The 13,787-nt window shown below is 70.3% G+C and carries 11 protein-coding genes and 1 pseudogene; 10 read left to right on the top strand and 2 right to left on the bottom strand.

All coding sequences use genetic code 11. The annotated features are described in order from the left end of the window. Positions 1–145: 145 nt before the first annotated feature. The 9 genes from ACRAKH_RS18850 (at position 146) to ACRAKH_RS18810 (ending at position 8,519) form a co-directional block, all read left to right on the top strand. A complete protein-coding gene (locus ACRAKH_RS18850; RefSeq protein WP_380718331.1) occupies positions 146–1,522 on the top strand; it encodes a class I adenylate-forming enzyme family protein in 1,377 nt (458 codons plus the stop codon). Next, the gene (locus ACRAKH_RS18845; protein ID WP_316034295.1) at positions 1,519–1,767 is read left to right on the top strand and encodes a hypothetical protein; all 249 of its coding nucleotides are present in this window, start codon (positions 1,519–1,521) and stop codon (positions 1,765–1,767) included. Before ACRAKH_RS18850 ends, ACRAKH_RS18845 begins: the two co-directional genes overlap by 4 nt. Next, positions 1,748–2,836: a 4-hydroxyphenylpyruvate dioxygenase gene (gene hppD, locus ACRAKH_RS18840; RefSeq protein WP_380718329.1), complete on the top strand. Its 1,089-nt coding sequence runs from the start codon at positions 1,748–1,750 to the stop codon at positions 2,834–2,836. The genes ACRAKH_RS18845 and hppD overlap by 20 nt, the downstream gene beginning before the upstream one ends. A gap of 13 nt (positions 2,837–2,849) precedes the next feature. After that, positions 2,850–3,749 carry a phytanoyl-CoA dioxygenase family protein gene (locus ACRAKH_RS18835; RefSeq protein ID WP_380718327.1) on the top strand — a complete coding sequence of 300 codons (900 nt, stop codon included), beginning with the start codon at positions 2,850–2,852 and terminating at the stop codon, positions 3,747–3,749. Between the two features lie 5 nt (positions 3,750–3,754). After that, complete coding sequence (locus ACRAKH_RS18830) at positions 3,755–4,738, top strand: thiamine pyrophosphate-dependent dehydrogenase E1 component subunit alpha (protein WP_380718325.1); 984 nt, start codon at positions 3,755–3,757, stop codon at positions 4,736–4,738. Beyond that, positions 4,738–5,706 (top strand): alpha-ketoacid dehydrogenase subunit beta, encoded by a 969-nt coding sequence (locus ACRAKH_RS18825; RefSeq protein ID WP_366202882.1) that lies wholly within the window; start codon positions 4,738–4,740, stop codon positions 5,704–5,706. Before ACRAKH_RS18830 ends, ACRAKH_RS18825 begins: the two co-directional genes overlap by 1 nt. A gap of 14 nt (positions 5,707–5,720) precedes the next feature. Further along, on the top strand, positions 5,721–6,629 hold the full coding sequence (locus tag ACRAKH_RS18820) for an alpha/beta hydrolase (RefSeq protein WP_380718323.1): 909 nt from the start codon (positions 5,721–5,723) through the stop codon (positions 6,627–6,629). Positions 6,630–6,671: 42 nt separating this feature from the next. Continuing rightward, complete coding sequence (locus ACRAKH_RS18815) at positions 6,672–7,817, top strand: glycosyltransferase (protein ID WP_380718321.1); 1,146 nt, start codon at positions 6,672–6,674, stop codon at positions 7,815–7,817. A 339-nt stretch (positions 7,818–8,156) separates the two neighbouring features. Further along, a complete protein-coding gene (locus tag ACRAKH_RS18810; protein ID WP_380718319.1) occupies positions 8,157–8,519 on the top strand; it encodes a VOC family protein in 363 nt (120 codons plus the stop codon). A gap of 210 nt (positions 8,520–8,729) precedes the next feature. Here the strand turns inward: ACRAKH_RS18810 and rpsR are convergent. Continuing rightward, positions 8,730–8,852 (bottom strand): annotated as a pseudogene (gene rpsR, locus ACRAKH_RS18805) (30S ribosomal protein S18); the annotation flags it as partial. Here rpsR and ACRAKH_RS18800 point away from each other — a divergent pair. After that, a complete protein-coding gene (locus ACRAKH_RS18800; RefSeq protein ID WP_380718317.1) occupies positions 8,805–10,319 on the top strand; it encodes a recombinase family protein in 1,515 nt (504 codons plus the stop codon). The pseudogene rpsR and the gene ACRAKH_RS18800 sit on opposite strands and share 48 nt — an antisense overlap. Here the strand turns inward: ACRAKH_RS18800 and ACRAKH_RS18795 are convergent. Next, on the bottom strand, positions 10,276–13,680 hold the full coding sequence (locus tag ACRAKH_RS18795) for a hypothetical protein (protein WP_380718315.1): 3,405 nt from the start codon (positions 13,678–13,680) through the stop codon (positions 10,276–10,278). The genes ACRAKH_RS18800 and ACRAKH_RS18795 overlap by 44 nt on opposite strands. Positions 13,681–13,787: the final 107 nt, after the last annotated feature.

Raw genomic sequence — 13,787 nt, 5'->3', positions numbered from 1 at the left:
GGCGCGTCGGGTGAATCCTGACGTACGATTCGGCTCACTCGGTCCGCGGCTGAGTCGAAAGTTCCGCGCAACATTTTCGAATGACCTCCGGAACCAGGCGGGAGAACTGATGACAAAAGGCCTGGCGTCGGCCGGATCGGCCCTCGTGGCAAGTTCGGAATGGGTCGACGAGATCCTGCTGCGCGGCGCGGACGACGAGAGCTGCCTCCACTCGGGCGGACCGGTCGACCGGGCCGCGCTGCGCCGGTTGGTCGCGCAACGGCAGGCACGCCTGGCGGAGGCGGGGCTGCGCGCGGGCGGGTCGCTCGCGCTGCGCCTGCCGCCCTCGATCGCGTACGTGGCCAACCTCCTCGCCGGGTGGCGCATCGGCGCCCAGGTGAGCCTGCTCGACCACCGGCTCACCGCGTTCGAGGTCGACGCCGCGCTCGGCAGGCTCGCGCCGCAGGTGGTGGTCGAGCCGGGACGGATCACGAGCAGCCCGCTGAGCCCGTTCGCGGACGTGGAGGAGACCGTCACGGCCCGCCCCGGCCGTCCCGCCGCGACACCGCACGCGGTGATCCAGCTCAGCTCCGGCTCCACCGGCCCGTCCAAGGTGATCGGCCGCACGGCCGCCGACCTGGTCGCCGAGATCGAGCGGTACACCCGGATCGACGGCGTGCCGCAGCCCGGCGAGCGGATCGTCGTGCTGGCCTCGATGGTGCACGTGCTCGGCCTGGTCGGCGCCCTGCTGTACGGCCTGCACGCCGGTGTCCAGGTCAGGCCGCCCGAACGGCTCACCGGCGACAGCGTGCTGGACGCGGTCGCGGCCGAACCGACCCCGGCGACGGTGCTGGGCGTGCCGTTCCACATCGGACTGCTCGCGTCCGTGGTGGACCCGCCGTCCCTGCCGCAGCTCAAGCGGATGACCACCGGCGGCGAAGCGGTGCCCGCCGCGACCGCCGCCGCCTTCACCGCGAAGTACGGTGTGCCGCTGGGCAACATGTGGGGGATGACCGAAGTCGGCGTGATCGCCACCGACCTGTTCGGCGAGCACCGGCCGGCCCTGACCCCGGCACCTGGGCTGTCGGTCGTCGAGCGGGACGGCGAGCTGCTGGTGAGCCGGGCGGAGTCGCCGTACGTCGGCTTGTCCGACCCGGACCGGTGGGCGGACGGCTGGCTGCACACCAGGGACGCGGGCGAGGTCGACCCGGACACCGGGCTCGTCACCGTCAAGGGCCGCCTCGACTCCCAGGTGTCGGTCGGCGGCCTGAAGGTCGACCTGACCGAGGTGGAGGCGACGTTGGCCGAACTGCCGGGCGTGGTGGCCGCAGTGGTGCTGCACGACGACGTCATCACCGCCTACGCACAGCTCGACGCGCCCGCCACGGCGGCATCCGTCCAAGCGGCCCTGGCCGAACGGCTCGCTCCCTACAAGCGACCGCGACGGCTGCAAATCCTCGACGCGATGCCGCGCACCACCACCGGGAAGCTGGTCCGCGACCGCTCGGTGCTCCGCCACGCCGCGCAGGAGGTGGCGCGATGAGCGCGCCGCCCGACCGCGAGGACATCCTGGCGATGCTCGCGAGCCTGCACGGCAGGCCCGCGCAGGACGTCCCCGAGCTGATCGAATCGATGGAACTGGCCTGGCTGGTGCACCAGGTCGAACAGCGCTACGGCGTGCGCATGGAACTCGACAGCGGTCAGTACGGCCGCATGACCACCGTCTCGGGAGCCGCTGACGTGCTCCGGGAAGTGATCGGGATGCCTGATGAACATTTTCGGGATTGACCACATCGAGTTATACGTGGGCGACGCGAGGCAGGCGGCATTCTACCTCTGCACCGCCTTCGGGTTCAAGATCTGCGGTCAGGGCGGGCCCGAGACCGGGCTGGACGGCGTGCGCTCGTTGTTGTTGCGGCAGGGCGACATCCAGGTCGTCCTGACCACCGGCCTGGTCCCCGACCACCCCGCGACCGAGTACGTGCGCAAGCACGGCGACGGCGTGGCGGTCGTGGGCATCGGCGTGGACGACGTCGAAGCCGCCTACCGCGGCCTCACCGAGCGCGGCGCCGAGCCGGTGTCGCCACCGCGCGAGTACGTGACCGGGGGACCGGGCGGGCGCGACCAGCGGGTCGTCGTGGCCGAGGTCTCCGGGTTCTCCGACGTGACGCACCGGCTGGTCGAGCGGCACGGCTCGCCGAAGGAGTTCCTGCCCGGCGCGATCGAGGTCACCGACCCCGAGCCGCACACCGACGACAAGCTGCTGCGCGCGATCGACCACCTGGCGATCTGCGTGCCCGCGGGCGGCCTCACCCCGACCGCCCAGTACTACGTGGACGTGTTCGGGTTCACGCAGGTCTTCGAGGAGTACGTCGAGGTCGGCGGCCAGGGCATGGACTCCAAGGTGGTGCAGAGCCCGTCCGGGCACGTCACGTTCACGTTGATCGAGCCGGACCCGCAGCGCCAACCCGGTCAGATCGACAACTTCCTGACCTGGCACGCGGGCGCGGGCGTGCAGCACGTCGCGTTCGGCACCGACGACATCGTCAAGGCGGTGAGCACGCTCGGCGACAGGGGCGTGCGGTTCCTCGGCACGCCGGGCACCTACTACGACGCGCTCGAAGATCGGGTCGGTCACCTGGACGCGCCGCTGGACGAGCTGCGCCGGCTCGGCGTGCTGGTCGACCGGGATCACTGGGGGCAGTTGCTGCAGATCTTCACCGAGTCGATGCACGTGCGACGGACGCTCTTCCTGGAGATCATCGAGCGGCGGGGCGCACTGACCTTCGGCAGCGGGAACATCAAGGCGCTGTACGAGGCGAAGCAGGGCGAGCTGTCCGGCACGACAACCGGCTGAAGGGGAGAGCACCGTGAACGAGTTCGCGCTGACCGAGCAGGAGCGCGCCCTGCTCCCGACCGACGACGAGGTCCGGTTCTACGCCGAGCACGGCTGGTACCTGTCGAAGAAGCTGTTCTCCGACGACGAGGTGGACGAGCTGGCCGCGGCGGTCGACCGGTACTACGCGGGGGAGCGCAGCCGCCTGTTACCGACGCGCCCGCCCCGGCTGGCCTACTGGACGCCCGAGCACGGCGATGTCCAGCGCCACAACGACTACGTGCACTACGAGAGCGACGCCATCGCCAAGGCCTTGCTCAAGCCGCTGATCGGCGCGGTGGCCGCGCGGCTGGCGGAGGCCGACGAGATCCGGGTGTTCCAGTCGACCTTGATCCACAAGCCGCCGATCGCCGAGGAGCCGTCGAACGTCGTGCCCTGGCACTTCGACAAGCACTACTGGTCGTCGTCCTCTTCGGACCGGATGCTCACCGCGTTCATCCCGTTCCACGACTGCGACGAGGAACTGGGCACGATCACCATGGTCGACGGCAGCCACGTCTGGGAGGAGGTCGGCTCGGACGACAGCGCCACCAAGCACTTCGCCGAGCGGGACCCGGACCACCTGGAGAACCTGCTCATCGCCAACGCCGAGCACAACGGCACCACGGTCCGGAAGATCCCGATGATCATTCCCAAGGGGCACATGAGCTTCCACCACTGCCGGACCTACCACGGCAGCGGGCCCAACCGCTCCACCCGGCCGCGCCAGGCCATCTCGTTGCACCTGCAGGACGGCGACAACGCCTACCGCGAGTTCCCCCTGTCCGACGGCAACCTCGCCTTCTACAATCACGACTCCCTCGTGCGCCGCACCGCGGACGGCAAGCCGGACTACGCCGACTCGGAGTTCTGCCCGCCCGTGTGGCGCGCCTGACCGCCGTGGTGGCACACGCCCCGGACACCGACGTCGGCCTGTACCGCACGGTGCGGCTCATCCGCCGGTTCGAGGAGCGGGCGGTCGAGCTCGTCCGCTCCGGCGACATCATCGGCGGCATCCACCCGTACACCGGTCAGGAAGCCATCGCCGCAGGCGTGTGCGCGGCGCTGCGCGGGGACGACATGATCACCAGCACCCACCGCGGGCACGGGCACGTGCTCGCCAAGGGCGCCGATCCCGCCCGGGTGCTCGCCGAGCTGGCCGGTCGCGCCACCGGGCTGAACAAGGGGCGCGGCGGGTCGATGCACGCCGCGGACTTCGCGTTGGGCATCCTCGGCGCGAACGCGATCGTCGGCGCCAACGGCGCGATCACCGCGGGCGCGGCCTGGGCCGCCCGGCAGGAGGGGAGTGACCGGGTCGCGGTGAGCTTCTTCGGCGACGGCGCGGTCAACCAGGGCGTGCTGCTGGAAGCCATGAACCTGGCCGCCCTGTGGCGGCTGCCGGTGCTGTTCGTCTGCGAGAACAACGGCTACGCCACCACCCTGACCGTGTCGGACGCCGTCGCGGGCACGATCACCGGGCGTGGCGAGGCGTTCGGGATACCGTCGGTGACGGTGGACGGGATGGACCCGCGCACGGTGCTCGCCGCAGCGCGCGAGGCGGTGGACCGCGCCCGCGCGGGCAGTGGGCCGTCACTGGTCGAGTGCCTGACCTACCGGTTCGACGCGCACCACACGTGGGAGCACAAAGCCCGGGTCCGCTACCGGGACGACGACGAGGTCCTCAGTGGACGCGAGAGAGATCCGGTGGAGATCCAGGGTGCTCGGCTGACCGACGGTGAGCGGGAACTCCTCAACGCGGAGGTCGAGTCCCTTGTGGACGCGGCGGTCGCCTTCGCGCTCGACAGCCCGCACCCCGACCCCGTCGGCGCGCTCGACCACCTCTACGCGACCGGGATGCGAGCGCGTCCGGGCGGTGGTGGGTGATGCCGTGGCTGTCCTACCAGAAGGCGCTCAACCGCGCGCTCGGCGACGAACTCGCCCGCGACCCTTCGGTGTTCGTGCTGGGTGAGGACGTCCGGGTCGCGGTCTCCAACGTGACCGCGGGCCTGCTCAAGCGGTTCGGGCCGGACCGGGTGCTGGACACGCCGCTGTCGGAGCAGGCGTTCACGAGCTTCGCCACCGGTGCGGCGCTGGCCGGGCGGCGGCCGGTGATCGAGTTCCAGATCCCGGCGCTGCTGTACTTGGCGTTCGAGCAGATCGTCAACCAGGCGCACAAGTTCTCGCTGATGACCGGTGGTCAGACCCGCGTGCCGGTGACGTACCTGGTACCCGGCTCCGGGTCGAAGACGGGTTGGGCCGGGCAGCACTCCGACCACCCGTACGCCCTGTTCGCCCACGCCGGGGTGAAGACGGTGGTGCCCGCCACGCCCGAGGACGCCTACGGCCTGCTGACCACGGCGATCCGGGACGACGACCCGGTGGTGGTGTTCGCACCGGCGGCGGCGCTCGGCGTCCGGGTCGACCTCGACCACGACGGGCTGGCCCCGGTGCCGCTCGGTGTCGGCCGGGTCCACCGCGAGGGCGGTGACGTCACAGTCGTGGCGGTCGGGCACCTCGTGCACGACGCGTTGGCGGTCGCCGAGGAGTTGGCCGGTGACGTCTCGGTGGAGGTGTTCGACCCGCGCACCGTGTACCCGTTCGACTGGGAGGGGCTGGCGGCCTCGGTGGCCAAGACCGGTCGGCTGGTGGTGGTCGACGACTCCAACCGCATGTGCGGCATCGCGGCCGAGGTCATCGCCACTGCGGCCGAGCGGTGCGACCTGGTCGCACCGCCCGTCCGGGTGACCAGGCCGGACGGCGCCGTGGTGCCGTTCGCCCTCGGGCTCGACCTCGCCGTGCAACCCGATCGCGCCCAGCTCACCGCCGCCATCCAGAAGGTGCTCAAGCAGTGACGACGGAGGCCCGCATGCCACTGGACCCGCCGCTCGAGAAGCCGGCCTCCGCGCCGCTCTACACCCTTTCGGTCGAACAGGCGCGGGCCGCCGACCTCGCCGCGATCCGGGCGGCGGCGGGCGCGGGCGAGCCGGTGCGCCACGTCACCGATCGGCACCTGCCCGGACCGGTCGGCGACCTGCCGATCCGGATCTACCGCCCGGTGGACGCGGCCGGACCCCTGCCCACCCTGGTCTACTTCTTCGGCGGCGGTTGGGCGCTGGGCAGCATCGAGACCTCCGACGAGATCTGCCGCGCCCTGGCCAACGCGGTGCCCTGCCAGGTGATCACCGTCGGCTACCGGCTGGCGCCCGAGCACAAGTTCCCCGCCGCCGTGGACGACTGCCGCACGGCCGTCGCCTGGATCGCCGCGCACGCGGCAGAGCTCGGCGTCGACCCCGACCGCCTCGCCGTGGCGGGCGACAGCGCAGGCGGCAACCTCGCGGCCGTGGTGACCCTCGACCGCGGCGGCCCCGCACTGGCCGCCCAGGTGCTGGTCTACCCCAACACCGACCACCGCGGCGACACCGAGTCCATGCGCGCGAACGACGACCCCGCCGCGTTCAACCGCCGATCCGTCGCCTGGTACTGGGGGCACTACCTGGCGAGCCCAGACGACGGCCGGGACCCGCGGGCCTCACCCCTGCTCGCCGAGGACCTGACCGGCCTGCCGCCGGCGCTCGTCATCACCGCCGAGCACGACCCGCTGCGCGACGAGGGCGAGCGGTACGCCGAACGACTGCGCGCGGCCGGTGTGCCCGTGATCGCGACGCGGTATGCGGGGGTGGCGCACGGCTTCTTCGCCATGTCGGGCGTGGTGGATGCGGCTCGTGAGGCGCGGGCCGAGGTCGCGGCGTTCCTGCGCACCCACCTCGGTCGGTGAAACCCATGCCACCGACACCACGTTCGAAAGGGATCTGAACCCGTGCGCATCCTCTTCTCCAGCCTCGGTCTGTACGGGCACACCTTCCCCCTGCTGCCGCTCGCCGTCGCCGCCCGGGAGCTCGGCCACGACGTCGACTACTTCACCGGCAGCCTCTTCGCGGACGTCCTGGCCACGCACGGCATCGGGCACATCCGGGGCGGCATGTCGCCGCGCAAGGCGTTCGAGTCCGCGATGGCGGGCGTGGAGTTCTCGACAGCGGGTGACGTCGACGCCGAGCGGGTCGCGTTCACGTTCGCCTCGGTGCTGCCGCGCAGCTTCGCCACCGGGCTCGCGCCGGTCCTCGCCGAGCGCAAGCCAGACCTGGTCGTGCACGAGTTCGGCAACCCCGGCGCGGGCCTGGCCGCGAAGGTCGCGGGCGTGCCCGCGGTGTGCCACTCGTACGGTCGGATGTGGCAGGAACCCGACTTCGCCGAACCCGCCCGCGACTACCTCACCGCCCTCGGCGCGGAGCTGGGCGTCGAGGTGCCCCGGACCGATCCCATGACGCTGGGCCACCCCTACCTCGACATCTGCCCGCCTTCGGTGCAGAACCCGGCTTTCCTGGCCTCGTCGGCGCACCGGATCCCGTTGCGGCCGGTGGCGTTCGCCACACCGGGCGAGTTGCCGTCGTGGGTCGTGGAACACCGAGAACCCCTGGTGTACCTGACTTTGGGCACGGCGTTCAGCGAGGCGTCACTGTTGCGCACCGCCATCGACGGCCTGGCGGTGGTGGGCGCGCGGGTGCTCGTGTCCGCCGGACGGAGGGCCGACCCGGCGGCGCTGAGCGACCTGCCGGACAACGTCGTGGTGCTGCCGTGGGTGCCCCAAGCCGACCTGCTGCCCCACGCGGACCTCGTGGTCCACCACGGGGGCGCGGGCACCACGTTGGGCACGTTCGGCGCGGGCGTGCCACAGCTCGTCCTGCCGCAGGCGGCCGACCAGTTCAACAACGCCGATGTGGTGGCCGAGGCCGGCCTGGGCGACCACCTGCTACCCGGAGACATGACCGCCGAGGCGATCGCGACCAAGGCACGCCGACTGCTCACCGACGACGCCGTGCGCCACGCGGCCCGCGCGATGGCCACCGAGGTGGCCGCCATGCCGTCACCGCACGACGTGGCCCGCACCCTGCCCGACCACACCTGACCGGCGGCGGTGCGCACGCCTGCTGCGACAACCAGTGCAGGCGATCCTCATCCGGCTGTCTCACGATCGCGCTCACGTCCGGAGGAGACGGATCATGCGCACATCGAAGACATCGACCAATCCCGCGCGGAAGAAGCTCATGGCGGTGGCCGGCGGCCCCTGATCGGAGCTGTGTCGTGGCACCGGCCCGGCGCCACGACCGCGAATCGTCAGCACGATCGTGGTGCCGAACGTCTGGTTGACCTCACCGCGTGCGCTGCCCGAGCGAGAGGTGGCGCCGGTCCTGCGGTGGGCTCGGAGTGTTGACAGACTGGCGTGATACGGATCAAGTACCAGGTCGTGACGTTCGATGCCGCCGATCTCGCCGCCGAGAGCCGGTTCTGGGCGGTAGTGCTCGGTGGTGAGGTGGACGAGGATGGTGACTGGCACATGGTGGTGGTCGACGGGGCGCCCCGTGTCTGGGTGCAGCTCGCGCCCGACCACGTGCCTCCGCAGTGGCCGGACGGCCCGACCAAGCAGCAGGTGCACCTCGACCTGTGGGTCGAGGACTTCGCCGAAGCGCACGAACAGGTGCTGGCTCTGGGCGCCTCGGTGTTGAAAGCGGCGGTGGGGAACACTTCGGGGGATGATTTCCAGGTCTACGCCGACCCGGCCGGGCATCCGTTCTGCCTGTGCTGGCTGGTCGCCGAGCAACAGGAGTGACCGAGGTCGAAGCGTCATCCGGACGTCCGGTCGCGTTCACAGAGCAGGCGTACCGGTGGAGTCGGTACGCGCCGCGGGAACTGCCCAACCTGTGCCTGGATCGGCTGACCTCGGTCCGCGCCCGCCGGGAGCACGACGTCGGCACGTGGCTGCCGGAGCCGGTGCCCACGGCAGGTGCGCCTCGCGGTGGCGGCGAGGCGCACCTGCCGGTCAACGTCCTTGGCTGGGGTAGGGGAGCAGCGCCATCTCGCGAGCGTTCTTGATGGCGGTGGCGACCTGGCGCCGTTGCTGCGGCGTCAGGCCGGTGACGCGGCGGAAGCGGATCTTGCCGCGGCAACGGGCCTCAACCGTGACGGGATTCCGTGCCCGTCTGCTCGGCGGCCGGACCAGAACCGGCACCGGTTGGCGGACGGCTGGCAGGGCAGCACGGTCCGGGCGATCCTGGACAACCCGAGGTATACGGGATTTGCGTTCTTCGGCCGGTGGGCGCGGCAGGAGATGTTGTTCGACCCTGACGACGTGGCGGCCGGGTACGTGATCCGCTTCCGACGAGCGAGCGCTGACCGGATCGTGCGTTCTCGCAAGCCCGCGCACCCGGCGATCGTGAGCGTCGAGGAGTTCACGCAGGCGCACCTGTTGCGCAAGTCGAAGTCCGTTGGCGGGTTGAAAACGGCTCGCAAGACCGAGCGCGCCGAGCGGCCGACGAAACGGCCGTACCTGTTTCGGGGCATCGTCCGTTGCACGGCGTGCGGCCGGAAGATGGAAGCCAGCCCACGGGCGCGCGGCGTGTACTACCGGTGTCCGGCTCGGACGCTCGCGCCCGGATCACCTGCGCTGGCCACTCATCCGCCCACGGTCTACCTCCGTGAGGACGTTCTTCAGGAAGCGGTGAACGGGTGGCTCGGACGATTGTTCGCACCGGAGAACCGCGACCGGACCGTTGCCGCTCTGGTCGAGTCGCAGGGAACGAACGGCGCGGCGAACGGCAGGGAGGCGGCGAAAGCGCGGCGCGCCAAAGCGGAGGCTCAGTTGAGCCGGTTCCAAGAGGCCATCAAAGCCGGAATTGACCCCCTGGCACTGGTCGAGCCGATGAACGAGGCACAGGCGGTACGGGCTGCCGCGCAGGCTGAGCTGGAGGGAACACCGGCACCGGACGCGCTGAGCGCCGCCGAGGTGCACGCGATGATCGACTTGCTGGGTAACGTCGGAGCGGCCCTGGCCGATGCTGACATAGAGAGCGTGGCGAGCCTCTACAGGGCCGTTGACCTGCAAGTTCGCTACACGCACACGGCCCACGAGGCTGATGTGATCATCAAACCCGTGGGCCGTGTGAATAGTGCGCGTGTCCGAGAGGGTTTGTTGACCCCCTCGGAGCGGGAGATCTCCCGCGCAATAAGCACGGAGAGACATGCGGCGACCTTATCGCATTCGCGGTGTAGCGCAAGCATAACACGGGAGAATGCACGTGTCGAATCACATCGCGGCACCGAATCGACACTGTGCGGAGTGGCTTGGTCGACCTATCTACACCGGATGGCGAGGGAGGACCGTGCGGCGGACGCCACGGTTGGGCTGTTCACTTCGGTGGACCGTCACACCCGCGCCGGTCAGGAAATGGGCCAACTGGAGCCGACCTCCCGCCTGCTGCGGCTCACCGAAGCCCACCGGCCCGGTCCCACAGTGTTTGGCGGGCGTCATCGGCGGGGAAAGCCCTTCGGCGGAAGGACAATGATCCAAGCCAACGACTTCTCCGTGATCACGTTGTTGTGTGAAGGAGATCGTCGACGAGCAGCGGGATGACCTCCGGGTGGTGCCGGGTGATCACCGGCACGACGTTCGTCCAGTGGAGGAACCGCAGCATCTCCGCCGCCGGCCGCCCGGTCGAGCCGAGACCGGTCTCCATCGCCAGGCGGTACCACCCGCGCCCCCGCTCGTAGTCAGACGGCATGGTCCGGACGAGATGTGCGGCCATGTCCTGTGCACCGGCGTTGGCCAGCACCACCGCCGCCCTCTCCCGCTGCTCGGGGTGGGCGATTTCCACCGCTTGGCTCGCGGACGCGCCCTCCAACACCGCTTCGAGCGACTCGGTGAACGTCGTCAACGCCGGGAGCCCGCTCAGAGTCCTGGTCGCCGCGAGTCGGCCAGCCGTTGTATCCGGGGCGGAGGACCGCGCGGCGGCACAGTGTAATGCTGTGGACAGCTGTCGGACGCGGCCCAGGTCACGTCGGGCCGCAGCCGCCTCCAACACGCTGAGCAGCGCGTCCAGGCGGTCGTCGTCGTTCGAGATCTCGTCGAGGCACACATCCGCCACGTCAACCGCGCCCGCGTGCTCGGCGGACTGGGCGAGGGCCGCGCGCAGCGCGTTGCGCCGCCCTTTGGGGACGAGGAAGGCCAGATGCCTGGCATCGGAGGTGAACGGCCGCCGGGCCAGGGCGGCGGCGACTACCCGCCACGCCGAGTCGGTCTTGCACCGCATGATCGTGGTGACCGCCCTGGTCAGCTCTCCAGTCTCGATCAGCGCTTCTGCGGTAGCGGCGAAAGCCTCCTCTCTGAGGTGTCGATCGGACAGGCCGAGGGAGATCTCCAGCGCGGTCGGTGCCTCTCCCAGTTCGGCGGCAGCACGTACGACAGCCAATAGCGCTTGTTCGTCTTCACCGGCGCGTGCTCTGGCCAGAGGCAGATCGCCGTTCAGGGCCGTCGCCGCAGCGAGCTGATCAGCGAACTCGGTGCTGTGCCCGGATTCCTCGACCTTCGCTATGAGTCGCTTTGCGGCAACGGCATCACCGCACCGCGCGGCGGCCTGCGCCACGACCGCCATCCCGTTCAGGTCATCGACCGGGTTGGTGCCTGCTTCGACGAGGTTCATCGCGGCGGAGAGGAGCTGTTCAGCCATTTCCGGCCTTCCGGTGACCGCGGCATGGCGGGCGACGGACGCCAAAGCCGCACTGTCCGCCGCGCGCGTCGCGAGCCTGGCCGCACGTGTCAGGTCACCCGCCTCCGCGACGGCGACCGTCAGCGCGCGGGTATTCCGGGTGCCGCCGACCCCGGCCAACCGGTCCTCGAGTTCGACGGCTTGGCCCTCTGGCCAGGGCACGGCGCCGAGCAGGTGGACGAGGAGCGGGCGCGCGTCGGATGCGTCGAGCGATGCGACGAGTTCCACCACGGTCCGGAAATCACCGCACCTCGCCGCCACCTCCGCTCGCGCACTGGCTACCTCGACCTCTGACGCTCCCGAGCGGAACAGTGAGCGGACCACCGCGTCGGCGAGGTCGTATGGCAACAGCCGTGAGGCGGCGCGCGTGAGGTGGCGCAGCGCGTTCCGGAACTCCCATCGAGGAATGCCTGGCAGGAGCCGAACGGCGTGATCGAGGTGGCGGCGGGCGCGCTCTGCGTCGTCGGAAACCTCCGCTGTGCCCAGGTACATGCGCAACCGGGCGGTCTCGTCGTCGATGGAGTTGATCACGACGTCCGACTGCCCGGCACCCCATCGGGCCTCGATGACGCGACCGATCTCGCCGAAGTCGTCGGCCGACAGGCCCGTTCGTGGTCGCAGGACGCCGGATGCCTCGGTTGGATCTCTGACTGCGATCGTCGCCTTGGCGATGGCCGCGGCCGCCCGGCGCCGGTCGGTCGGCTCGCTCAGCAGGTCGAGCAGCTGCTCCGCGTGGGATAGCGTGGATCTCGCGGTGTCTGCGTTCTGCCCGGCGACCGCGACAAGCGCTAGTGCCTCGACGCGGTCCACGACCGAGTCGATGGAGTTGGCGAGTTCTCGGGCACGGTGGTGTCGGCCGAGTGCCGCCCATGCGGCCGGCAGGTCAACCGGAATCGCGGCGTTGCGGTTTTTCAGCCGCTGCCGGTTGAGCGCGAGTCGGGTCATCGCTGTCACCGTGACCGCGTGTCGCGCGAGAAGTCTCTCCTCGGTCGTGACGAGCTGACGCAGAGCCTCGGAATCGCTCCCGGAGACCTTTCGCATCAGGTCGAGCCGGTCGCGGTCGGTCGCAACCGCGACCATCCGGACGACATCGTCCTCCTCGGCCACCATGCGGAAGTACCCGTGCAGCAGGTATTCCGGCGTCGACGTCGGCCATCGGCGGTCCCGGTACATGTCGGCCCACCGGTGGATGCGCGTCCGGTGCTCGTCCACGGCGGAGCCAAGGTGTGCCACGGCTTCCGTCAGCAATTCGGCGTGGCTCAAGAGGTACACCTCACCTGCGGTCCACGGGCTCGGGCGGGAGGCGAAGCTCCGGCAGGCGGTCGACGCGAGCCGTTCGGTCATCGCGCGCCGGGTCACGTCGGTCAGCTCCGCCAAGTCCTCCGCCGACAGCCCTCCGCCCGAAGCTACGACGAACCCCACCAGATCGCGTTGCCCGGTCAGCAATCCGCGCAATTCCCTTTCCTTGTCCGCCCGGCTCACGATGGCCGCCGGGGATGGCGCCAGTTCACGGACCAAGGAGCTTGTGCGGAGCGGGTGATCCTGGGGCACGTCGTAGGGCAGCGGACGGTGGGAACGGCTCGCCACCACGACGTTCGAACCGAACGGTGGGGTGACGGGGAGCAATCCCGCGATGCTGTAATCGTCCGGCCCCGTCGTGACACCCCGGTCCTCGTCGAGACCGTCCACCAGCAGAACGAGCCGCTCGTCCCGTGATCGGCACAACGCCGCGGAGTCCTCCAGCATGCCCAGCAAGTGCGCTTCTCGGGTCGCCTCGGATAAGTGCACCGGGGGTGTTTCACCCAGCATTTCGGATAGCTGTCCGAGGACATTTTCGATGAACGCACCGCGGTGGTTCTGGCCAGCCATTCGAGCGGTGACGAAGAAAGATACAATCCGTACGCCGGGAGGCGGATTCAGGGTGAACCACGACAACAACGCCGACTTGCCCGCCCACGGCTCGCCCTGCCACCAGGCATAGGCCCCGGACTGCGACGAGCAGAACTCGGCCAGTTCCGCGAGTTCGGCCTCGCGTCCGACCAGGACCTCTGGCGCCATACGCCTGACCTGGTGCAGGTACCGCGACCGGAAAGGTGCGCCCGCCGTGAGGTTCACATCCCCGACGTGCAGGCCCGCGTTCGCGTAGCCGCCGGGTGCGGTCGCGGCGCCGTCCAGGTGCCCGGCCTGCACCACGATGCCGGACGACACGGCGGCGGCGGTCTGCGACACGGTCCGGGACGTGCGGACGGGAGCAGGTCTTCCCGTCTCGTCGGGTCCGCCGCCCCTATCGCCCACCCCCAGATCATTGCGCATCACCGCGTGCTGACATCAATTCG

The sequence above is a fragment of the Saccharothrix hoggarensis genome (assembly GCF_052936025.1).
The sequence above is the reverse complement of the archived record's forward strand: the minus strand, read 5'-3'. Positions and strand labels throughout refer to the sequence as shown.